Below are 22975 nucleotides of genomic sequence, written 5' to 3'. Positions count from 1 at the left end.
CAATCAAAAAGATGGATAGAGAAGACCAAGTAATGGATAGAATCCAAAAACTTTAAGTAATTGATTGGGAATAGCAACCTTTCGCTTCAATATGCCGTCAAATAAATGATGTTTTCAAACATGAATTCGCAAGTGCATGCTTTCCTGACGTACCTTTGAATGGTATACTAGGTATCGTGTATTTAAACTGTTATTAGATAAGGAGGGGGATACATATGCGCAAAGCACCAGGGAAAAATCGCGCGGCGAGTGTTAAAGCAAAACATCATTCTAATTTAACATTTCGTATGAATGTCCTTTTCTTTGCTATATTTATCATATTTTCGATGTTAATTTTTAGGCTTGGCTATATGCAAATTGTTAAAGGGGAGGAATATGTACGTTTTTTAGAGAGTACAGAAGAGGTCCCTGTTAACACAAGTGTGCCAAGAGGACGTATGTATGATCGTTACGGGCGTATTTTAGTTGATAATCATCCTGAAAATGCGATTACGTATACGAAAATGCAGACTACAACCACCGAGGAAATGCTAGACATAGCTGAAAAACTAGCGCAATTGATTGAGCAGCCAATAAACCGTGTCACGTTGCGTGATAAACAGGATTTTTGGATCTTAAAAAATCATGATGCTGCTTATGCAAAGGTAACGAAAGCCGAAGAAAGTAAAATTAAAAAACAAGAAAATATTACAACAAGTCAAATCAACGCACAGATTGATAAGCTAGTTCGGGAACGTATTACAAACGAAGAATTATTACAGCTGTCAGATGCTGATTTAGAAGTTCTAGCAATCTACCGAGAAATGGCATCAGGCTATAGTTTATCACCTCAAATTATCAAAAGTGAGAATGTATCTGCCGACGAATTTGCACGTGTCTCCGAGCGACTAACAGAATTTCCAGGCGTCAATACAACAACAGATTGGAAGCGTGTAAAATTATCATCTCTTTCTATTCTAGGGCGAACAACTGTCCCAACAAAAGGGATTCCAAAGGAAAAGCTGAATTACTATTTAGCCCGAGATTATTCACGTAATGACCGTGTTGGTGAAAGTTATATTGAAGCTCAGTATGAGGATTTACTACAAGGACAAAAAGCAGTTGTTAAAAATATAACGAATAGAAAAGGGCAGGTAGTCGATACCGTTACAACCTATGAAGGTGAGCCTGGTAAAGATTTGGTATTAACACTAGATAGTGAATTAACTGCTGAAACAGAGAAAATCGTCGAAGAAGAATTACTTAATATAAAAGCACGTTCCGGTTCAAAATTATCAGATCGCGCCTTTTTAGTTATGATGGATCCAAATACTGGAGACGTATTATCAATGGTTGGTAAGAAGATTGAAAAAGATTCAGAGACAGGAAAAAATGTAGTCGTTGATTATTCGTATGGCAACTTTACAACAGCTTATGAGGCAGGTTCTGCAGTTAAGGCAGCAACATTACTAACGGGGTACAATCTAGGAGCCATTACACCACGGACTGTATTAGGCGATGAACCAATTACCTTATTAGGTACTAAGGCAAAAAAATCTATTTTTAACCGTTCTGGCTATATCTCAATGGATGGTTTAAGAGCCTTAGAGCAATCTTCTAACGTGTATATGTTTAAAACTGCTCTACTGATTAATAAAACACCTTATAGCTATGGAATGCCTCTACGTTTAAAGGACGATACATTCCAAAAAATGCGTAATTCCTATGCACAATTCGGTTTAGGAGTAAAAACAGGGATCGATTTACCAAATGAATTTAGCGGTGTACAAGGTCCTTCTGGTCCAACCTATGGAGGGAAGTTACTTGACTTAGCGATTGGACAGTATGATACGTATACACCATTACAATTAGCACAATATATTTCAACAGTTGCTAATGGCGGCTATCGAATTCAGCCACATGTTGTTAAAGAGGTACGTCAGCCATCAAAAGATGGACAGGAGCTTGGTCAATTAGTAACAGAAATTGGACCAACGATTTTAAATCAAATTGATAATTCATCAGATGAAATTAACTATGTAAAACAAGGGCTTCGCCGTGTCTATACAGGTGCGAATGGTACAGCTAAAAGACAGTTTGCAAATGCACCATATACAGCGGCAGGGAAAACAGGAACAGCTGAGGTAATATATTATGGGGATTTACGAGAAAATTGGGGTACATATACACTTACGTATACACATGTTGGTTTTGCCCCTTATGAAAATCCTGAAATTGCCTATGCTGTAGTTATTCCTTGGGCATCAACAAACCCTAGTCAACCTTTTTCGGCAAATAGTGATATTGCAAGAAAGGCTCTGGATAAATACTATGAGTTAAAAGAAAAATATAAAACTGAAAAAGTAACAGATAGTGATGTAACACAGCCTATTTTACCAGCTGTGACAAAGGATAAAATTGGTGAAGATGAACAACAATAAAAGAAACCGCTAGGCATCTCGATGCTCTAGCGGTTTTTATCTGTCATGATATAGAAAACACGGTATGAGAGGTAGAGTCTGCATACCGTGTTTTCTTCTATATAATAGTGCATATGAAAATCTTATGCAGATAGTTGTTGAATAGCTAATTCAAATTGTTGCTTTGGTTTTTTCCCATAAAGCTCTATATTATTACAGAAATAGGACTCAACCATAAAATCAACAGCTTCCTGTAAAGAGAATTCTCGATGTTCCATTACGAGTGTTAGATATGTTTTGAAGTAATCGGCATTTTGTACTTTTACATGCTTAATCACAAAGTCAAACTCCTCTTCTATTAATTCTTGACACAATTGCTTATTATAGCATCTTTCAATAAGGAAGCAAGTATTTGCAATTGTAAATTCTTCTTTACAATCGTTTACAAAGCATTACATTCCTTTACGTCTCTTTTACGAACTGTTTATACGACTTCAACAATCAAACATTATAGTAAAGATTGTAAGACAAACAACTATAAAAAAGTTAGTGACGGAGGCAAATGAGATGAAAAAGTGGAAGTACTTAACGATGACAGCGGTAATGGGTTCAGCTTTAATGCTTGGTGCATGTGGCAGTGACTCTGCGCAAAATGGTAACAATGCAGAAACAAAAACACCAGCAAGCTCAGAACAAGACACTGCTGACAAAAAACTGCAAGGGGCTGTAGCTGGGGATGGCTCATCAACAGTAGCACCTATTATTGAAGCAGTTGTTGAAGAGTATGCAGGAACTCAACCAGATGTCAAAGTATCGGTAGGTGTTTCTGGTACTGGTGGTGGCTTTGAAAAATTCATCGCAGGTGAGACAGACTTTTCTAACGCATCTCGTAATATAAAAGATGAAGAGAAAGCAAAACTTGAAGAAGCAGGAATTGCTTTTACTGAGTTAGCTTTAGCATATGATGGCTTATCAGTAGTAGTGAACCCAGAAAATGATTGGGCAAAGGATTTAACGGTAGAGCAATTAAAGAAAATTTGGATTGAAGACGGTACTGAGAAAAAATGGTCTGATATTGATCCATCTTGGCCAAGTGAAAAAATCGTATTCTATTCTCCAGGTACTGACTCAGGTACGTATGATTACTTTGATGAAGTAATTTTAGATGGTGCTGATTTAGTAAGTGCTGCTACATTATCTGAGGATGATAACATGCTAGTTCAAGGTGTTGCTGGTGACAAAAATGCAATTGGCTTCTTCGGCTATGCTTACTACTTAGAAAATAAAGATAAATTAAGCATTGTGAAGGTAAATGGTGTTGAGCCAACAAATGAAACAATCGAAGCAGGCGAGTATTCACCACTTTCACGTCCACTATTCACATATGTAAAGAATAGTGCAATGAAAGATAACGAAGCAGCATATGATTTCATCAAATTTACACTTGAAAATGCAGGGGATATGGCAGAGGCAGTTGGTTATGTCCGTCTACCTGAAGACAAATATGCTGAAGGCTTAAAAACATTAGAAGGCTTAAAATAAGAAGACATGCATAGAGGGAAAGAGATGTATGCTCTTTCCCTCTCTTATTTGAAAGGAGCACCCCATGGTTTCTCAAAAGGAAAATAAGACATCATCTGTGCAGCAATTAATTGCAAATTCGCGCAATCAAAAAACAAAGAAAATAGTGGAAAAAGCGATGCCAGCTCTATTATTTTCTGCAGCCCTTATTTCTATATTGACAACGTTTGGCATTGTTTTCACCCTTATTTTTGAAACGTTTGAATTCTTTAAACGTGTTTCGATTACGGATTTCCTTTTTGGTACACAGTGGTTACCATTTTCAGGGAAGGAACCGTTATTTGGGATACTACCATTAATTGCTGGAACAATGAAAGTTACATTAATAGCAGTAGTTGTAGCAGTACCATTTGGCATTGCTTCGGCTATTTACTTAAGTGAATATGCGAGTGAAAAAACTAGACGTACAGTGAAGCCTATTTTAGAGGTATTAGCAGGAGTACCAACAATTGTTTACGGCTTCTTTGCTCTAACATTTGTAACACCTTTATTACAAGAAATTGTACCAGGCCTTAAACTTTTTAATGCACTAAGTCCTGGGATAGTTGTAGGAATTATGATTTTACCAATGATAACATCTCTATCAGAAGATGCAATGTCCTCTGTTCCAAATAGCATGCGAGAAGGTGCATTGGCTCTTGGGGCAACTAAGTTTGAGGTTGCCATTAAAGTTGTATTACCTGCAGCATTATCAGGAATTATCGCTTCAGTTGTTCTGGCTATTTCCCGGGCAATTGGTGAGACTATGATTGTATCTCTTGCTGGTGGTTCAACACCAAAATTTGATTTAGATGTGACTGACTCCATTCAAACCATGACTGCTTATATTGTACAAGTTTCTACTGGTGATGCTGGTTATGGTACAACTATTTATTACTCTATTTATTCTGTTGGATTCACATTATTCATTTTTACATTAGTGATGAATTTATTAGCTCACTATATTTCGAAACGCTTCAGGGAGGTTTACTAGCATGCGCTATATCAATGACACAGTTGTCATGAAACGAATGACAAAGCGTATTTCAGCCAATAAAGTCTGGAAGATCTTATTTTTCTTAGCAACTACCTTTGCACTTGTGACACTAGCCATTTTGCTTTATCGTATCGTGACACAGGGCATAGACTATTTAAATATTGATTTTTTAACAAACTTTGCATCTCGTTTCGCTGATAAAGCGGGGATTAAAGCAGCTCTTGTAGGTTCCCTTTGGTTAATGGCAGTTGTTGCACCAGTATCCATTATTTTAGGAGTAGGGACAGCTATTTATTTAGAAGAATATGCAAAGAAAAATAGGCTAAACGACTTTATTCGAATGAATATCTCCAATTTAGCAGGTGTGCCTTCCATTGTTTTTGGTTTATTAGGGTTAACAATTTTCGTTCGTATGATGGAATTAGGAAAAAGTATTTTAGCAGCAGGATTTACAATGAGCTTATTAATATTGCCAGTAATCATTGTGGCAGCTCAGGAGGCAATCCGCGCAGTGCCTAATGAGCAACGTGAAGCTTCATATGGAATGGGGGCAACAAAATGGCAAACGATTCTACGAGTTGTTCTTCCAGCAGCTATTCCAGGAATTTTAACAGGGAGTATTTTAGCCTTATCTCGTGCCATAGGTGAAACAGCACCACTTGTTGTTATTGGAATTCCTGTTATTTTGCAATTTTTACCAAATGGTTTATTGAGTCAATTTACTGCGTTACCAATGCAAATTTATGATTGGGCAAAACGTCCACAAGAGGCTTTTCAATATGTTGCGGCAGCCGGTATTTTAGTCTTGATGTCAGTGCTTTTATTGATGAACTCTATTGCAATCTTTATTCGAAATAAATTCCAAAAACGTTATTAATGAGGTGACCTTATGGTACTAGATTTTCAAGAGGAAAAATCAGTTGTCAAATCGATTCAAACGGCTTCTAAGCTTTCGGCTGATGTGGCTAAAAATATAGTATATGATACACGTAATTTAAACTTATGGTATGGAGATCATCATGGCTTAAAAGATGTCAATTTAAGTATCTATGAAAATGAAGTAACTGCTATTATTGGTCCTTCAGGTTGTGGTAAATCTACGTATTTAAAAACATTAAATCGAATGGTAGAACTAGTGCCGATTGTACGCACATCTGGAGAAATTGTCTATCGTGAACGTAATATTTTAGACAAAAGCTATACAGTTGAGGAATTACGTACTCGTGTAGGGATGGTATTCCAAAAGCCAAACCCATTCCCAAAATCTATTTATGATAATATTGCCTACGGTCCGCGTATCCACGGTATTAAAAATAAAAAGATTCTTGACGAAATTGTTGAAAAATCATTACGAGGTGCGGCGATTTGGGATGAGGTAAAGGATCGTTTAAATCAAAATGCATATGGCTTATCGGGAGGTCAGCAACAGCGTATTTGTATTGCTCGTTGTTTAGCGATTGAACCAGATGTTATTTTAATGGATGAGCCTACATCCGCACTTGACCCTATTTCGACATTAAAAGTTGAGGAACTTGTTCAAGAGTTGAAAAAGGATTACTCAATTGTCATCGTTACACATAATATGCAGCAAGCGGCACGAATTTCTGATCGTACAGCATTTTTCTTAAGTGGAGAGGTTGTTGAATACGATAAAACAGACGTTATCTTCCAGACACCTGCAGATCAACGTACTGAAGATTATATATCCGGTCGTTTCGGTTAAGGAGGAGTCAATAATGGTTGTACGTGAACGTTTTGAGCAGGAATTAAAAGAAGTGCAGGCGCAATTTGTTGAGATTGCTACGAGTAGCATCAATGCTTTAAAGCTAGCATTTCAAGCATTAATAGAGCAAGATTTAGAGAAGTCCCTAAAAATTCTTGAAGATGATTTAGTGATTAATCGACTTGAGGAAGCCATTAATGATCATGTAATATTGTTGATTGCCAAGCAGCAGCCTGTAGCTACTGATTTACGTCGTCTTATGGTATTAGTAAAGGCTGCATCTGATATGGAACGAGTAGGCGATTATGCAGTTAATATCGCCAAAGAGACAATCCGCATTGGAAAAGAGCCGTTAGTCTTTTCTACTACGAATTTACAAACGATGTGTAATAAAACAGTAGAGATGCTAGAGAGTGTTATTAAAGCCTTTACTGAGGAAGATACGGTTCATGCTAAAGAAATTGCAGAATTAGATGATTATATCGATGATTTATATGGCGCAACAATCACACTTTTACTTCGTGCAGGGGCTGAAAATCCATCTCATATTTCTCAAATCACACACCTAACTTTTGTGTGCCGACATTTAGAGCGCTCAGCGGATCATGCCACAAATATTGCTGAACACTTATTTTACTTAGTAAAAGGCAAACATTATGAATTAAATAATTAATGAAAAGAAGAGCTAGCTAATAAGCTCTTCTTTTTTTATGCAAATAATGTGATAACAGCAACAATGTTTGCCAAAATAGCGTCAAATACTAGGGTCGATTTGTATTGTCAAATAATTATTTTGGTTATACTATAGACATTATTTAAATAAATGTGCAAAGGAGATGCTGCTTCGTGAAAGACCCTGTAGATTCACTCATAGAAAAATTCGCTATTGAAATCACGTCAGAGCAACGTGACTATTTCCGCTTCCTATATGAAAACTTACATCTTGAAGAATTAAGTGACAAAGAACAGCATTATTTTATTGATTATTTCTACAAAAGTGAAACATTACGGAATATGGCAGCATTTGCACTTGAGTTGGCAGATATCATGCAAGAAATTCAAGAAAATATACCAGCGATTGAGCAAGCAGAGCGACTAGCCAATGGGAAAGAACAGCGCTCATATTATGAGCATAAGTGGGAGGAAGTAAGACGTCAAAAACTAAAGCATCAAACAAGAAAAAATGGAAATATCCTATATGTTCCATTTAATGAGTATAAAAAGGACCCTGGTCCAATCATTATATGCCTTGAACAAACAATGGGGATGGAAGCATATACGGAGCTTTGTAAAAGTATGATTTTACCATTGTTTATGAGTGCACATCGTGAGCATAGAGATTTATACATCGTCCCCTACGACTATCAAATTCATGTACACTATCGCTTTGAAAATGGTCATTTGAATTTACCCGATTTTAAGGATTTTATTGAATACAAGGCAAAAGGAGAAGCTGCAATACTGCCCGTATTACATTTTGTTAAAGGCTTGCTACAGGAAAATCAACATTGCAGTGAAGCTGAGATTATTATCTTCACTGAAGGAATGCCTATTGATGGTCAACATCTAATTGGAAAGCAAGCAAAAATAATGCTAGAGGAAATAAAGCGTAAGTATCACGCTGAATTTTCGGTTATAGCTATGCATGAAAATAATTTTAATGAGCAGCAATTTTGGTTTGCCAATAAGGCTTTTTTTGCAGATGATGCTATTCAATAACAATAAGAGCTGATCGTCAAGGTGATTGGCTTTTATTGTGTGCATATACATAGTAGTTAGAGGAGAAAAATATGAATTTTTTGAAATGGTTAATACCATCTAGTTTTACAGTACCGACCTGGATGGATGTAATTATAGCCATCGTTCTTTGTGGTATTGGTTGGCTCTTTCAGTATTTTGTTATAAAGAAAATAATTAATCGGATTGTTGTATTTTTAGAAAATCGTCAGCGCAACTTTCAGGCAACGGTGCTAGCGCAATTTAATAAGGCGATTCGATATGCATTTATGACTTCCGTTATTGTAATCAGCTTATCCTATTTGATAGATGTTTCCTTATTCACACATAAAGCGTCTAAAAACTTTGTGTTGTCGATTATTGTTTTCTTCGCTTTTAAAGGGGTATACGACGTTTTAAACTTTTATACAAAACAACCTTTGCAACTAAATGGTGAAGAAGAAGCAAATGTCCTACTACCTTTTTTTCTTCGTATAGGAAAAGTGCTCATCATGATTTTTGCGATGTTTACCATTGCTTCCTTTTGGAACTTTAACTTAAATGGCTTTTTAACAGGAATTGGCTTAACTGGTGTAGCAATTGCCTTTGGTATTCGGGATACGCTTGCACATGTCTTTGGTGGTATGTCAGTTGCTTTGGATAACCCATTTAAAATTGGCGATTGGATTGCAACAGATGACCAAAAAATTGAAGGAACGATTGAGGATATAAACCTTCGTAGCACGTTAATTCAAACAGGTGATAAAGGACTTGTATATGTACCGAATTCTTATTTGGTCAATCGTCCTATTTATAATTTATCGAGACGAGAAAAACGAAAATGTGAGCATTTTTTATATGTCGCCGCTGAAAATAAAGAGGAATCCATACGCAGTGCCTTAAGTGCCATTCAAAAAGAAATTTATTTGCATAATAAGACTGAAAAAGAATTGATTCATGTCTTTATTGATGAGTTTTATCCGAGCTATTACCGTGTCCTTGTGCGTTTTTATGTAGCAAGCAATGAAACGGCTATCATGCTAGATGTACGTCAGGATATTTTATTTGCGATTCGTCAAATCATTGAGGAACTACAAATTGTATTAGTAAATCCAACAGAAGATGAATGGTTTGATACTAAAAAATAATTTGAATTGTTAGTTTTTTTGGTTTACAATGAAGGTGAGTTATCAGCTTTGATGAAGAGTAGTAGCTATTATTATTTGTTATAGAGAGCTAGTGGTTGGTGGAAACTAGTGCAAAAGAATGGCGAATGGACTTCGGAGCTCTAATCCTGAATAAAGTATGGATTAGCGTTTGCCTACGTTATAAGGCTTAGAGAGGGTCTTTATAGGAGACCAATGAAGGTGGCACCACGGCTTTTCCGTCCTTTTGTGATGGAAAGGCCTTTTTATTTTGATTCAGCAAATCTTTCTTGTGCGAAAGCAAAGCGACAGCAACAGTTCTTTCCTGTGCGAAAGCGAAGCGTCAGGTACAGAATACTTCCACCTCTAATGCGTTTTTTCGTATTGAGCCGGCGTTTGTATGCACGGTGAATCAAGATAAGGTCTTTCGGCGGTTGTCACAAATTTTGAAGAGGAGCTTTTCGAGAGAGCCTCGAAAAAATCCGAATGCAATTACGTTGAGGCGTAATTGATATGTTTTAAGATGTAGAAGAGTAGAGCCTAGAGAAGGAGAGAAAGAATTATGACAGTTGAGCTTAGAACGTATACTATGAAGGTACTACAAGGGGATATGATGACGCCAATTTCCGTCTATCAATCACTTGAAGGAAAGCATAAAATGCTTTTCGAATCGTCAGCCAAGCATAAGGAAAGTGGTCGATACTCATTTATCGCCGTCAATCCAATTGCAGAATTAATTGGCGATCAGAATGGTTATTCTTTTACCAAAGATTGTCATACAGAAAAGGGGAGCGAAAATGTACTTGTTAAATTAAAGCAGGTAATGCCGTTCCATCAGGAGGACTATCCTTTCGCCTTTTTTGGGGGTGCCATTGGTTTCTTTGGATATGAAACCGCTTTTTATACAGAGAGAATAGGTGAATACTTACAGGATGATCTAGAAATGCCAGATATCCATATCTTTTTCTATGATACGTTTATTGTGTTTGATCATTTAAAGCAAGAGATTACATTGGCAGCTATTGATTTATTTGCTGAGGGACGTTCTCTTGAAGAAATGAAAAATGAAATTACTAGGATTGAAGAACAGTTATACGCAGGAGCGACGTTTGAGGAAATGCAGCTTGGAGAGCTAGATTTCAAGCCAATGATTGCAAAAGAGCAATTTATCGCATTGGTTGAACGTGCGAAACAGCATATTCTTAAAGGTGATATATTCCAAATTGTATTATCCCAACGCTTCACCTCATCCTTTACTGGAAATCCATTTGCCTTATATCGTCAATTACGTACATCTAACCCTTCGCCTTATATGTTCTATATGGATTATGGAACGTACACTATTTTGGGCACTTCTCCAGAAAGTTTAGTGAAGGTAAAGGATCGTAGAGTAACGACAAATCCTATCGCTGGTACAAAGCCTAGGGGGCAAACAGAGGAGCAGGATAAGGCTATTGCAGAGGGCTTATTAAATGATGAAAAAGAAATCGCTGAACATCGGATGTTAGTGGATCTAGGGCGTAACGATTTAGGACGAATTTCAAAAATTGGAACAGTGAAACTTGTAAAGTATATGAATATTGAGCGTTATAAGCATGTTATGCATATCGTCTCAGAGGTTATTGGAGAATTACGTGAGGATGTGCATGTTTTAGATGTTCTCCGTGCCTGTCTGCCGGCAGGTACAGTATCAGGTGCACCGAAAATTCGTGCTATGCAACTTATCAACGAGTTAGAGCCCGTAAAGCGTGGTGTTTACGCTGGCGCAGTTGGCTATATTTCTACAACTGGGGATATGGATTTGGCACTAGCCATTCGTACGATGATTATTAAGGATCAACGTGCCCATGTTCAGGCAGGTGCAGGTATTGTGTACGACTCTGTGCCATTGTCTGAATACGAGGAAACATTGAATAAAGCACGCGCGCTATTGGAGGTAAAAAAATGATTTTACTAATCGATAACTATGATTCGTTTACTTATAATCTATATCAGCAAATATCAATGCTTGGGAAGGAAGTAAAAGTAGTTCGTAATGACGAGCTAACTGTAAGTGATATTGAAAGCATGCAGCCAGAGGCGATTATTTTATCCCCTGGTCCAGGAACGCCAACTGAAGCAGGAATAACAGTGGGTGTAGTAAAAGAGCTGTACAAAAAATTTCCGATTTTAGGCATTTGTCTTGGACATCAATCTATTGGGCAGGCTTTCGGAAGCAATATTGTGCAGGCTAAAAATATTATGCATGGTAAGCTATCTACACTTCAATATGAAAAAGTAGGTCTATTTGCACAATTAGACGGGGAAGTTGAGGTTATGCGCTACCATTCCCTTATTATTGAGCAGAGCACTCTACACGAGGAGTTTAACATTTTAGCAACCTCCAGTGACGATGGCGAAATTATGGCAATACAACATAAAAATTATCCGCTTTTTGGTTTGCAATTCCACCCAGAATCTATTGGGACAGAAGAGGGCGGTCTCATGATGCAAGCCTTCTTAGAACAAATTTCATAAAGGAAATAGAAAAGGCTGTCACTAATATCTTTTATTGACAGCCTTTTCTTATTTATTGTTTTTTTCCTGTAATTAACTTTGCAATTTCCTCTAAGGACATTGAAGAATTGACCTCATAGGAACCAATTTGTAAGCTTCGTGCGTATTTTGCATTGGCAAGTAAGAGCTCCATCTCCACACTATTGTCAATGATACCACCATCTTCTAGCTTTTTTGCTACTGTATATGGTGCCATGCCGCTATAAATTTGAAGCGTCATAGTAGCTACATTGTTAGAGCTGTCTACGGACTTATTTATGTCCTTCGATTCAGATGGTTTTGGCTTCTCGGTATTTTTCTCAGGAATTTGCTTTATTTGCTCCTTTAATGAAGCAATTTCTTGATTTGACTGTGCAAGCTTTTTTTGTAGTTCCTCTACTTGCTCCCCATTTGAGGAAGCTTTTGTAGGTAGACCGATGTTGAAATCGAAGCGAGCAGCTAAAGCTAGTAACGCTCCCACAAGAAATAAGGCAATGCCAAATGCGCGGATTGCAGACTTATTCATCAATTATCGACCTCCGTTTGCAATCACTTGTCTGACTTGTTCCTCAGTTAAATTAGAGCGAATACTTATATCTGCTACGGACATACCCTGCTTATTAAGTTCAAGCACCTGACTTACAATAATTTGATGGATGGGTTTTGTTTTGGTAGCTGCTTGTCCATTTTTTGATACTTGAGCTGCTTGTTGCACAGCTTGCATGACCTGTTGAACCTTTGGATTTGAAACTGAGTTATTTATTGATGACGGTGTTTTAACCTGAAACTCAGGCTCAAGTAGTAGTTCTTCTTCGACAATTTTAAGTCGTCGCTTTAAATTGTTGGTTTCCTGGAAAATAGAGATCGATAATTCTTCTACGTCCTGTTCGACTTTTTTTACATTATTTTTGAAAAAGAACGATACAATAATTAGAACAATGCCTACACTCATAAGTATGATGGATAAATCCAATAGTTTCACCTCATTAAAGTATGTAATTATCCCGCATAAACGTGCAGTAATTTATTGAGGCCAACACGATGTTGGTCACACAAGCGTGTACGCAGGATGAGAAGTGCTTAGCTTAACAATCAGTGGAGAATGAGGAATATCCCATTGATTGAAGTTTCACTTTATAAGATATTTTACCATATGCAAACTTAATATGAAATGAAGGTAGATTTTTTTTCAGTTTGTGTTATAATAGGTTAGTCGTATAAATCATGCTCAAATTTAAATTCTTGATATAGAGTGGGAGGGTTAATGATGCGCGTAAACATTACTTTAGCTTGCACAGATTGCGGCGAACGTAACTACATTTCTAAAAAGAACAAGCGTAACAATCCAGAGCGTCTTGAACTTAAAAAATATTGCTCTCGCGAGAAGAAATACACTCTTCACCGTGAAACTAAGTAATCGCTCATTAAGCCAAAACCACAAGTGGTTTTGGCTTTCTTCATTATTTTATCTTCATTAAACAGAAGAATGTGGATGAGTTTTTTTCAATGGGCATCCAAAAACCAAAACAATTACGCCTAGGGGAAATTGATTAGGGGAGGTAGCTTGGCATGGATAAAACAACATTACGAAACAAGGTAAAGGAAGCGCTTGCAACTATGAGTGAAGCAGCTTATCATGAGCAGTCTTTAGCTATAGTAAAAAAAGTGCTACAGGAACCATATATAATAGAGGCAAATACGATTGGTATTACCATTTCCAATAAACCAGAAGTCGACACGCTTCATCTTATTGACGAATTATGGAATCTTGGTAAAAAAGTTGCTGTTCCAAAATGTAACCCAAAAACAAGAGAAATGACATTTCACGTTATTAATTCTTTTGAACAGCTAGAAACTGTGTATATGCATTTGCGTGAGCCGATTCCAGATAAATGTGAGTTTGTTGACGCAAATGAGATGAATGTTCTACTTGTTCCAGGTGTTGTTTTTGATCAATATGGCTATCGAATAGGCTATGGCGGTGGTTATTATGACCGCTATGTATTAAACTATAAAAAGGGTAAGCTCATGTCATTGCTATTTGACGAGCAGCTAGTTGATCGTGTTCCGACAGAAGGGCATGATTGCCCAGTAGATATCATTGTGACCCCCACAATACGTATAGATTGTGTTGCGCAACGAGGAGCGAATTAAAATGGATAAAATGCTAGATATTTATGAATTATTAAAAACATATGGTACTTATATTTATACACGTGATCCTATTGGAGATTTAATGCTAATGGAGGATGAAATTCGTGAATTATATAAAGCAAATGTGCTAGATAGTAAAGATTACCAAATGGCGTTGTTACTAATTCGACAAGAAACTACAAAACTTCGTATGAAAGAAAATAATCAATCATGATTAAAAGATTATGAAATTGGGTATTGTAAAAATAGTGTAACATGTTTGTAATATTCTAAGAAACAGTGGCTTTCCACTGTTTTTATGATTTTATGAAACTTTTTACAATGCATAACGTATATATAAGTATCCAGCGCATAGAGAGTAAGGAGAAGGGTTTTCTAAAAATATATCTGTTGATTATCTGTAAAAAAAGGATTAAGATATATTTTGTTTCAGTAACAAATTGTTAAAAATTATTATTTTTTTGTGTAAGAAAAGTAGGGAGGATGTTAGGAATGAAATCAATTAAGTGGCCTAAACATTCATTTATGATACTAGCAATTGTAGCAACTTGGATAAAAACGGTCATTGTTTATCACACAAGCTTTGAGATGAAAATTGAAAATGCGATGCAACAATTTATCTTGTTTATTAATCCATTAAGTTTCTTACTGTTTGCTTATGGATTAGCGTTGTTCTTTAAATCAACAAAGACTAAAAATCGATATATTATAACTGTCAGTGTTCTTTTGTCAATTGTCTTATATGGTAATGTGGCGTTCTATCGTTTCTACAATGACTTTATTACCTTACCGGTATTATTCCAAACAAGTAATTTCGGTGATTTAGGAACGTCTGTGGCAGCGATTGTAAGCCCGTGGGATTTATTGTATTTTATTGATGTACTAATTCTAATTTTAGCTAATAAATATGTACCTAGAATGAAAGAAGCAGTAAAGGTTAACGTGGAATTCCGTCGTGCGTTCTTCGTGTTAGCGATTGCTATGTCTTTCTTAAACTTAGGGCTAGCAGAAACAGAGCGTCCGCAACTATTAACACGTAGCTTTGATCGCGAGTTACTTGTGAAAAATATTGGTACGTACAACTATCACCTGTACGATATTTATATTCAATCAAAATCTTCTGCTCAACGTGCATTAGCGGATGGTAGTGAATTAGTAGAAGTGAATAACTATATTCGCTCTAACCAGGCAGCCATTAACCCTGAAATGTTTGGTAAATACAAAGGACGTAACTTAATTGTTGTGTCAATGGAATCTTTACAAAACTTTGTCATTAATAATCAGATGGATGGTCATGAAGTTACACCATTCTTAAATTCTTTAACAAAAGATAAAGATACGTTTTATTTCAGTAATTTCTACCATCAAACAGGCTTAGGAAAAACGTCTGACTCAGAGTTTATTTTAGAAAACTCCTTGTTCGGCTTAGGTCGTGGTGCAGTATTCTTCACACATGGTGGAAATACGTACAACTCAATGGCTGAGCGTCTTGGAGAAAACGGCTACTTTACAAATGTCATGCATCCAAATAATAAATCATTCTGGAACCGTGACATGATGTATCAATCTTTAAATATCGATAAATTCTATGATATAGATTCATATACGATTGGTGAAGGGCAAGCTGTCAACTGGGGGATGAAAGATGTCCCGTTTGTAGAGCAATCTGCAGCATTGATGAAGGATATGCCACAGCCATTCTATTCTCGACTAATTACATTAACGAACCATTATCCATTTACATTGGATCCAGATGATGTCATGATTCCTGAATATACTTCAAATTCAGGTACTTTAAATCGCTACTTCCAAACAGTTCGTTATATGGACGAAGCACTTAAAGACTTCTTCCAAAGTTTAAAAGATCAAGGTGTATACGATAACTCTATTATTGTAATGTATGGTGACCATTATGGTATTTCAGAAAACCATAACAAGGCAATGGCACAGTATTTAGGAAAAGAAAGTATTACACCATTTGATAATGCACTGCTACAAGAAGTTCCTTTATTCATCCATATCCCTGGAGCTGGCGATGGTAAAGAAATGAATGAGGTAGCTGGACAAATGGATTTACGTCCAACAATCTTACACCTTCTTGGCGTTGAAACGTCAAAAGATATGCAAATGGGCGCAGACTTATTCTCACCAGAGCATGAAGACTTTGTTGTGTTCCGCGACGGTCGATTTATAACAGATAAATATGTTTATGCTGGTGAAGCTTGCTATGACAAAGCTACAGGTGAAGAGGTTGATGGCGAGCCATGTCAGCCATACGCTGATCGTGCCACAATGGAATTAGAAAATTCTGATGCCATCATCAACGGTGACTTGCTTCGATTCTATGATGAAAAGACTGGTAATTTGAAACAAGATGCTGTGAAATAACTGAAAGAGGGATCTCTGTTTATGGAGATCTCTTTTTTATGTTTAATCAATTTGTGGAAAAGATTGCTGGTTAGGTAGAACAGCAATTTTTCTCGGGTGGCGGGAAAACTGCCCAGGTGAGGGGAAAACTGCTCGTGTGGCGAGGGGAATCGCTCAGGTGAACGGGAAAAACGCTCGGGTAGTGAAGGAAATCGCTCAGGTGAATGGGAAAAACCCTCGGGTAGTGAAGGAAATCGCTCAGGTGAATGGGAAAAACGCTCGGGTAGCGAAGGAAATTGCTCAGGTAACAAGGTAAATCGCTCAAGTGATGAGGAAACAAGCTCGGGTAGCTACAAAAATTGCTCAGTTGAAAGAGAATGTACCCCTCAATAATGATATATAGAAAAAGAGCAGCCTCGTAATAGAGACCGCTCTTTTTTCCGTCTAAATTTTAGTGTGTTGGTGGATATCCGCTATGAATTACAGTCATAATTACGAACCAACCGAATACTGCAGCACTTAATAAGTTGAAAACAACGCTTAATAGGTTCTTTTCTTTAATTGCTTGGAATGTACCAACTACAGCAAAAATCGCTACTAGACCAAAAATAACCATTAATAAGTTCATTAAAAAATGACACTCCTTTCGACATCAGAAAATGAATGTCGTAAACAATATTCCTCCTTAATTGTAAACGTTCTACCTGTTTTTGTCGAGAACTAAAATAGCGTAAACTATGAACATTTATCGTCAAATTGTGGCAAAGGCTGTATAATAGGAAATTGAGGTGATGACAATGATGAACGTACGAAGTTATTCACTTGGACCCGTCCAAACGAATTGTTATATCGTATCGAATAAAGAGAAGAAATGCTTAATATTTGATCCAGGAGAGGAAGCGCAGCGAATTATTAAAGCTATACGCAGTAATGGTTTAACGCCATTGGCTATTTTTTTAACACATGCACATTTTGATCATATTGGTGCAGTGGATGCAGTTCGTGAAGCTTTTAATATTCCCGTATGGATCCATGAAAAGGAAGTTAGCTGGTTAGGAGATCCATCAAAGAATGGCTCTAGCAAATATGCGGCTTTACCAGATTATGTTGTTGCTGCACCAGCTGAAGAAAATATAATAAAAGAAGAACGTCTATTTGAAATAAACGATTTTGTATTTAAAGCAATTTTTACACCAGGTCATTCACCTGGCAGTATTTCGTATATATTTGAAGATGATGGCTTTGCTATTGTTGGAGATACGCTTTTTGAACAAGGTGTAGGAAGAACAGATCTAATTGGTGGTTCAACAAAGGTACTTCTAGCATCAATCCATGATAAATTATTAACTTTAGCAGAGGATACGATTGTCTATCCTGGCCATGGCAATTACACGACAATCGGAGCGGAAATGGAGACAAATCCATTTTTAAATGGATTTTAAAAACATGGTAGAAAAATTAAACAATTTCATTTATTTGTGCTAAAATAAAAATAGGTGATGTAAATGGAATTAATTTTACTTTTATCGCTGATGACTGATTTTAATTATTTGATTCAACATAGCCCGTTTATTAAAGTATACATTTATACTATTTTTGATAAAATTTCTGTTTTTGATGCGAATTTTGATGTAACGATTGATTTAACAGTTAATATAAATTTTGAAACAAAGATTTATTTATCTCATATCACACTTAATAAATGGCTGAGAACAGTAATTTACAGTAAATCCGATAATGATGAGGAATTAGTATCCCTTTTATAAGTAAAAATTATAAAAGGGGAGATAATCATTAATGCTTGAATTAGTAACACAACCATTGACAAATTTGCTAGAGGTCTTTTTTCATTTTACAGGGAGCTATGTTTTTGCAATAATACTTCTTACAGTGCTTATACGTTTAATTCTAATGTATCCAAATTTCAAGTCTTTTAAATCCCAACAGGTGGTTACGCAAACTACCCAAGGGAATAAGGAGCAATTATTAGCGTTACAAACAAAGTTAAACCAAGCTAAAACAGATGAAGAACGTAAAGAGTATCAACTGCAAATGTCTCAATTAATGATGGAGAACTTTTCAGGAATGAAAACGGGATGTCTAACAGCGCTTATACAATTTCCGATTTTAACTGGTCTGTATTTAACCATTTCTAATAACAATTCTATTATGCATGAGAGCTTATTATGGTTTAATCTTGGTTCTGCAGATATTTTTATGGCGGCTATTGCAGGTTCAGCGATGATGATTCAAATGTATTTATCATTTAAGCTAGCAGGAAATAGTAATAGTAATCCACAAATGAAAATGATGATAGGGATTATGCCTGCCATGATCGTATTCTCATCTCTATTCATGCCATCAGCCATCCCATTCTATTGGACCGTGTCCTCTATGTGGATGATTATACAAACAATTGTGTTTAATCAATATAAACCTAAACTAACTTCATAAAGTATAAATCCTCCTAACCTAAAGGGGGATTTTATTTTGCTCAAAAAATAGAAACAAAAAAAGCGTATCTCATATCTTAAATGAGACACGCGATTTTCTCTGTATTAATGACCGCCACCAGGTACGTGAATAAATGTTGTATAGTACGTGAAGCCAGCGAAGAATACAGTTAGATATGCTCCGAAAATGTACATGTACATACGTTCTGAAAGGTTTAAGAAGCCTAATAATAAGAATAAACCTGTATTACCTACGAATAATAGCGATACCTCGTTCATACCACCAAGGTAGAACATAACTGCAAAAATACCTGTCCAGAATGCCATAACTTTATACATATTATCCATGAAATTTCCCCTCCTTTTGCCCACGACACAATAATCTCTTACTCATTATAAATGATATGAAAGGTGTCTGTAAACTGGAACTTCTCCTTCTTTGTGACAAACAAATGGAATTTTAAATTAACGATCTATTTCTGTCACGTTTATTTCATATTTACAAAAATCACAGTTATGTATCATGCTTTCAATCTGTATAAATTCATTACTAGAAAATAATGCATCTAATTGACCCTTTAGATAGGATTCATGTAAAGAACATACAATTTCTGAATGGGTAGTAAGCTGTTCCTGGAACGGACAATTAAATATGGAGAATATCACCTTTTTGCCATGCTCTGTTTGCTGTATTTGTGGGATATAGCCAATTAATGCAGCATTGTCTGTTAATAGTTGAAGCTTTTGGTCGAAGGAAAGGGTATTATTTAATTTTAACTCAGCACTTACATAATTCTTCATTTGTTGGAATCCATCTTGGTAGCTGATGTCCATGCATTTTGTTAAAGCAGAAGGGCCAAATTCCTGAATTAATTGAATTGTCCACTTTAATAGTCGATCCTCATCCCGTCTTGGGAATGTTAATGATACCCCTTTTTCAGAAGCCTTATATACGCGCCCAGGTCGCCCGCCCTTACCAGTCTTGGCAAAATCAGCCGTAATTATATTAATTTCTGAAAGCTTTGTTAAGTGCAGTCGTGCAACGTTCGGATGAATGCCGAATTTATCAGCAATATTTTGAACCGTTACCGTTTTTCTCTCTTTCAATATGTACTCATAAATCGAGTATCTAGTTTCATCGGCTAATGTACTAGTAATCTTTAATGGATGGATCATTTGCTTCACCTCAATTTTATTTTTTAAATACTATTCAGTCTACCAAGTGTTAGTAAAAAAATCATGTTGATTCTATTATATTGTATTATTGAAAAAGATACAGTTCCTTTCGGCATAAATATTAACTTTTTCATGTAAGAATGTTCTTTTTTAGTGGAAATTTGCAAGTTATCCACATTTTTATAACAAAAAACTAATTTGTTAGTCGTTTTAATAGCAAATTTTTATTTTGAGAAAAGGGCTTTTCTCGTGACATTTTCGTATCTATACTAGGAATAACGAATAGGGCGGTCATATTCGAATGAACTAGAAGAGAGGTGCAAATGTGCAGAATTTCGAAACAGTTGTCGAACAAAAATGTGAGCAACTTTTACTAAGGGCTTATCATTTCGGTGCATCAGATTTATTATTAGTACCCGAAATGGAACGGTACCGTCTATATTTTCGAAAATACGATAAGCTCCTTCAGGCTGGTGAATTACCGAACGACCTGGCGGAACGAATGATTTCCTATTATAAATTTTTGGCAGCCTTAGATATTAGTGAGCGCCGCAAACCCCAAAGCGGTTCCTTTCAAAAATCAATGGAAAAAGATCCATATGCCTTTCGGGTATCTACACTTCCCTCAGTGTTTTTAAAAGAAAGTCTGATTATCCGACTTCTTTTACAAAACCATACATTCCCACTTACTTCTTTATGTTATTCCAAATTTGCAGCGAACATCTTAATGGAGCTTGTGAAGCATCGACAAGGGCTCCTATGCTTCACAGGGGCAACCGGGTCTGGAAAATCAACTTCGTTATATTCACTCATTCATTATTGTTCAACAGAATTACATCGTCATGTTATCTCTTTGGAAGATCCTGTAGAAAATAATCAAGCGAATCTTCTTCAAATTCAAGTAAATGAACGAGCTGGTGTTACATATGCTGCTGGGTTAAAGGCCATTTTACGCCACTCACCTGATGTCATTATGATTGGTGAAATACGTGATAAAGAAACTGCCAAAATCGCAATAGAGGCCGCCTTAACAGGTCATTTAGTGGTAAGCACCATTCATGCCAAGGATTCGGTCAGCTGTCTTTATCGACTAATCGACTTAGGCGTTTCTGTTGAAGAGCTTCGTCAAACGGTAATAGGTATTGTTGCACAAATACTTTTCCAGTCGCCAATCATTCAGGAAGAACGCCGTGCATTGTTTGAAATATTAAGCGATGTTCATCTTCAGGAGGCCCTCCAAGCAATCATGCAAAATATTAGCTATAAGCTACCACATGATTTAACACTTGCAGGTCAAAGAGATTTAATAGAGGGGCAAAAATATGCAGCTACGAAAATACACTGACAAGATGATAGTGGAATACAAAAAGGCTACAAAATGGCGGGTAAAGGAGCAAGCACATTTCTTCAATCGATTAAGTGTGCTAATGCAGGAGGGTTATTTATTTCCTCAAGCGATTTCAATTCTTTTACCACACCATATTGAGGCACATGAGGAAATCCAGCAACGAATCGATGAAAAGCTTAGACAAGGGATAGGTGTTACAGGGATTTTGGAAACATTACGGCTTGCAAAGCATCATTTAGTGGCAATTGCGGTTGCAGAAAATAATGGTCATATGATTGAGGCCTTAAAAGGAGTAGCAAAGCAAATGGCTGTAAGTGAGGCAACTAAGAAAAAATTAATGAAGCTGCTCTTATACCCAGTAGTACTCATTGTATTTTTGTTGCTATTATTTTTTGTATTTCGTACAGTATTTTTTCCAAATATAGAAAAGATGATTTCAAGTCGAACTACTAGCAATGATCAAACAATGATTGGGCTATCAAAAATGTTCTTGCATTTCCCAGATGCTCTTGTCCTATTAGGTATAGCTTCGATTGGAAGTATTTTGTTTTTTCAGCTCTATCTTAAACGTCAGTCAATTGCCCGTCAGCTTACAATCATCTCAAAAATCCCATTTGTCCAAATTTATGTGCGACTATCTTTGACGAGGCAATTTGCTGCCTATTTAGGGAGTTTGCTAGAAAGTGGTTTTTCATTACAGGCTAGTCTGCAAATCTTGGAAGAGCAGCGATTACAGCCATTTTTACAGTATCTGGCTCGATGTTTAAAGGAGCGTGTTGTTTTTGGAGATACATTGACACAGGCTGTTCAATTAATAGCTGTTTGGCAGAGGGACTTCTCCACATTTGTTGAGCATGGTGAGAAAAGTGGCTATCTAGGAAAAGAGCTTTTACTCTATAGCGAATTATTGACAGACAAGCAGGAGCAACTATTGCACAGAATGCTTGCATTTGTACAGCCAACTTTTTTTATCATCATTGCTGTCTGTATCGTTGCTGCATATATCAGTTTGTTATTACCAATTTATCACATGATTGAACTAGTATAGGAGGGTCATAATGAAAAAAATAAAAAAGCAAGCTGGATTCACGTTAATCGAAATGTTAATTGTGCTTCTCATTATCTCGGTTTTAATATTAATTTCAATCCCAAATGTTACCAAGCATTTTGCCACAATCGATGAGAAGGGCTGTAAAGCATATATTTCCATGGTACAAGGGCAGGTAGAAGCGTATCGTGTGGATTTTATGGCTTATCCAACAGTCGAGGATTTGGTAGTAAAAGGGTACTTGAAGGAAAATGAAACGAGCTGTCCGAATAAAGAAGAAATTATGATTACGAATGAGGGAGAGGTTAAATTGGCAAATGCCTCTTCAGGATCAGACTCTAGTGGTGGATGAAC

The 22975-nt window shown here is 36.5% G+C and carries 27 protein-coding genes and 1 other annotated feature; of the genes, 21 read left to right on the top strand and 6 right to left on the bottom strand.

The features are described 5' to 3' along the window. Nucleotides 1-215 precede the first annotated feature (215 nt). On the top strand, nt 216-2420 hold the full coding sequence (locus tag AC1RNS_RS03490; RefSeq protein WP_492990788.1) for a peptidoglycan D,D-transpeptidase FtsI family protein: 2205 nt from the start codon (nt 216-218) through the stop codon (nt 2418-2420). A gap of 122 nt (nt 2421-2542) precedes the next feature. Here AC1RNS_RS03490 and AC1RNS_RS03485 read toward each other — a convergent pair whose 3' ends face one another. Beyond that, nucleotides 2543-2737, bottom strand: a complete 195-nt coding sequence (locus AC1RNS_RS03485) for a hypothetical protein (RefSeq protein WP_286927283.1) — start codon at nt 2735-2737, stop codon at nt 2543-2545. 229 nt (nt 2738-2966) lie between these two features. Here AC1RNS_RS03485 and AC1RNS_RS03480 point away from each other — a divergent pair, with 229 nt between their 5' ends. The 9 genes from AC1RNS_RS03480 (at nt 2967) to AC1RNS_RS03440 (ending at nt 12057) form a co-directional block, all read left to right on the top strand. Beyond that, nucleotides 2967-3941 carry a PstS family phosphate ABC transporter substrate-binding protein gene (locus AC1RNS_RS03480; RefSeq protein WP_492990787.1) on the top strand — a complete coding sequence of 325 codons (975 nt, stop codon included), beginning with the start codon at nt 2967-2969 and terminating at the stop codon, nt 3939-3941. 64 nt (nt 3942-4005) lie between these two features. Next, the gene (pstC, locus tag AC1RNS_RS03475) at nt 4006-4953 is read left to right on the top strand and encodes a phosphate ABC transporter permease subunit PstC (RefSeq protein ID WP_492990785.1); all 948 of its coding nucleotides are present in this window, start codon (nt 4006-4008) and stop codon (nt 4951-4953) included. A gap of 1 nt (nt 4954) precedes the next feature. Next, nucleotides 4955-5833 (top strand): phosphate ABC transporter permease PstA, encoded by an 879-nt coding sequence (gene pstA, locus AC1RNS_RS03470; protein WP_283868682.1) that lies wholly within the window; start codon nt 4955-4957, stop codon nt 5831-5833. 12 nt (nt 5834-5845) lie between these two features. Beyond that, nucleotides 5846-6679, top strand: coding sequence for a phosphate ABC transporter ATP-binding protein PstB (gene pstB / locus AC1RNS_RS03465; protein WP_283868681.1), 834 nt, complete (start codon nt 5846-5848; stop codon nt 6677-6679). A gap of 13 nt (nt 6680-6692) precedes the next feature. After that, entirely contained in the window at nt 6693-7352 is a 660-nt protein-coding gene (gene phoU / locus AC1RNS_RS03460; protein WP_283868680.1) for a phosphate signaling complex protein PhoU, read from the top strand. Nucleotides 7353-7525: 173 nt separating this feature from the next. Beyond that, nucleotides 7526-8398: a vWA domain-containing protein gene (locus tag AC1RNS_RS03455; protein WP_492990782.1), complete on the top strand. Its 873-nt coding sequence runs from the start codon at nt 7526-7528 to the stop codon at nt 8396-8398. Between the two features lie 71 nt (nt 8399-8469). Beyond that, a complete protein-coding gene (locus tag AC1RNS_RS03450) occupies nt 8470-9543 on the top strand; it encodes a mechanosensitive ion channel family protein (protein ID WP_492990780.1) in 1074 nt (357 codons plus the stop codon). A gap of 39 nt (nt 9544-9582) precedes the next feature. Then, nucleotides 9583-9790: a binding site (T-box leader), on the top strand. A gap of 312 nt (nt 9791-10102) precedes the next feature. Beyond that, nucleotides 10103-11488 (top strand): anthranilate synthase component I, encoded by a 1386-nt coding sequence (gene trpE, locus AC1RNS_RS03445; protein ID WP_492990779.1) that lies wholly within the window; start codon nt 10103-10105, stop codon nt 11486-11488. Beyond that, nucleotides 11485-12057, top strand: a complete 573-nt coding sequence (locus tag AC1RNS_RS03440) for an anthranilate synthase component II (RefSeq protein WP_492990777.1) — start codon at nt 11485-11487, stop codon at nt 12055-12057. The genes trpE and AC1RNS_RS03440 overlap by 4 nt, the downstream gene beginning before the upstream one ends. A gap of 52 nt (nt 12058-12109) precedes the next feature. Here the strand turns inward: AC1RNS_RS03440 and AC1RNS_RS03435 are convergent, their stop codons facing one another. Continuing rightward, nucleotides 12110-12601, bottom strand: a complete 492-nt coding sequence (locus AC1RNS_RS03435; protein WP_492990856.1) for a hypothetical protein — start codon at nt 12599-12601, stop codon at nt 12110-12112. 3 nt (nt 12602-12604) lie between these two features. Beyond that, on the bottom strand, nt 12605-13057 hold the full coding sequence (locus tag AC1RNS_RS03430; RefSeq protein ID WP_492990776.1) for a hypothetical protein: 453 nt from the start codon (nt 13055-13057) through the stop codon (nt 12605-12607). A 285-nt stretch (nt 13058-13342) separates the two neighbouring features. Between AC1RNS_RS03430 and rpmG the strand changes: the two genes are divergently transcribed. The 5 genes from rpmG (at nt 13343) to AC1RNS_RS03405 (ending at nt 16912) form a co-directional block, all read left to right on the top strand. After that, a complete protein-coding gene (gene rpmG / locus AC1RNS_RS03425; RefSeq protein WP_008408521.1) occupies nt 13343-13492 on the top strand; it encodes a 50S ribosomal protein L33 in 150 nt (49 codons plus the stop codon). Nucleotides 13493-13644: 152 nt separating this feature from the next. Next, nucleotides 13645-14229, top strand: a complete 585-nt coding sequence (locus tag AC1RNS_RS03420; protein ID WP_492990773.1) for a 5-formyltetrahydrofolate cyclo-ligase — start codon at nt 13645-13647, stop codon at nt 14227-14229. A 1-nt stretch (nt 14230) separates the two neighbouring features. After that, nucleotides 14231-14443: a YqgQ family protein gene (locus tag AC1RNS_RS03415; RefSeq protein ID WP_283868673.1), complete on the top strand. Its 213-nt coding sequence runs from the start codon at nt 14231-14233 to the stop codon at nt 14441-14443. 278 nt (nt 14444-14721) lie between these two features. Next, entirely contained in the window at nt 14722-16617 is a 1896-nt protein-coding gene (locus AC1RNS_RS03410) for an LTA synthase family protein (protein WP_492990771.1), read from the top strand. A 157-nt stretch (nt 16618-16774) separates the two neighbouring features. Then, a complete protein-coding gene (locus tag AC1RNS_RS03405) occupies nt 16775-16912 on the top strand; it encodes a hypothetical protein (protein ID WP_492990770.1) in 138 nt (45 codons plus the stop codon). 135 nt (nt 16913-17047) lie between these two features. Here AC1RNS_RS03405 and AC1RNS_RS03400 read toward each other — a convergent pair whose 3' ends face one another. Continuing rightward, nucleotides 17048-17224, bottom strand: coding sequence for a DUF2759 domain-containing protein (locus AC1RNS_RS03400; RefSeq protein ID WP_492990769.1), 177 nt, complete (start codon nt 17222-17224; stop codon nt 17048-17050). A 169-nt stretch (nt 17225-17393) separates the two neighbouring features. Between AC1RNS_RS03400 and AC1RNS_RS03395 the strand changes: the two genes are divergently transcribed. From AC1RNS_RS03395 to yidC, 3 genes are all read left to right on the top strand, one after another. After that, on the top strand, nt 17394-18038 hold the full coding sequence (locus AC1RNS_RS03395; protein WP_492990768.1) for an MBL fold metallo-hydrolase: 645 nt from the start codon (nt 17394-17396) through the stop codon (nt 18036-18038). 63 nt (nt 18039-18101) lie between these two features. Continuing rightward, nucleotides 18102-18362 (top strand): hypothetical protein, encoded by a 261-nt coding sequence (locus AC1RNS_RS03390; RefSeq protein ID WP_492990766.1) that lies wholly within the window; start codon nt 18102-18104, stop codon nt 18360-18362. Nucleotides 18363-18393: 31 nt separating this feature from the next. Further along, complete coding sequence (yidC, locus tag AC1RNS_RS03385; RefSeq protein ID WP_492990765.1) at nt 18394-19050, top strand: membrane protein insertase YidC; 657 nt, start codon at nt 18394-18396, stop codon at nt 19048-19050. Nucleotides 19051-19154: 104 nt separating this feature from the next. Here the strand turns inward: yidC and AC1RNS_RS03380 are convergent, their stop codons facing one another. Further along, nucleotides 19155-19397, bottom strand: a complete 243-nt coding sequence (locus tag AC1RNS_RS03380) for a DUF2626 family protein (RefSeq protein WP_024361272.1) — start codon at nt 19395-19397, stop codon at nt 19155-19157. A gap of 117 nt (nt 19398-19514) precedes the next feature. Further along, the gene (locus tag AC1RNS_RS03375) at nt 19515-20225 is read right to left on the bottom strand and encodes a helix-turn-helix transcriptional regulator (RefSeq protein WP_492990763.1); all 711 of its coding nucleotides are present in this window, start codon (nt 20223-20225) and stop codon (nt 19515-19517) included. A 325-nt stretch (nt 20226-20550) separates the two neighbouring features. Here AC1RNS_RS03375 and comGA point away from each other — a divergent pair, with 325 nt between their 5' ends. From comGA to comGC, 3 genes are read left to right on the top strand one after another with little or no spacing between them, the layout of a single operon-like run. After that, on the top strand, nt 20551-21570 hold the full coding sequence (gene comGA, locus AC1RNS_RS03370) for a competence type IV pilus ATPase ComGA (protein ID WP_492990761.1): 1020 nt from the start codon (nt 20551-20553) through the stop codon (nt 21568-21570). Continuing rightward, nucleotides 21548-22621, top strand: a complete 1074-nt coding sequence (gene comGB, locus AC1RNS_RS03365) for a competence type IV pilus assembly protein ComGB (RefSeq protein ID WP_492990759.1) — start codon at nt 21548-21550, stop codon at nt 22619-22621. Before comGA ends, comGB begins: the two co-directional genes overlap by 23 nt. Nucleotides 22622-22631: 10 nt before the next feature. Next, nucleotides 22632-22973, top strand: a complete 342-nt coding sequence (gene comGC, locus AC1RNS_RS03360) for a competence type IV pilus major pilin ComGC (protein WP_492990757.1) — start codon at nt 22632-22634, stop codon at nt 22971-22973. Nucleotides 22974-22975 lie beyond the last annotated feature (2 nt).

The organism is Lysinibacillus sp. GW821-FHT14F06, assembly GCF_058803665.1.
Note: the sequence above shows the minus strand (reverse complement) of the source record. Positions and strands in the feature narration are given on the sequence as shown.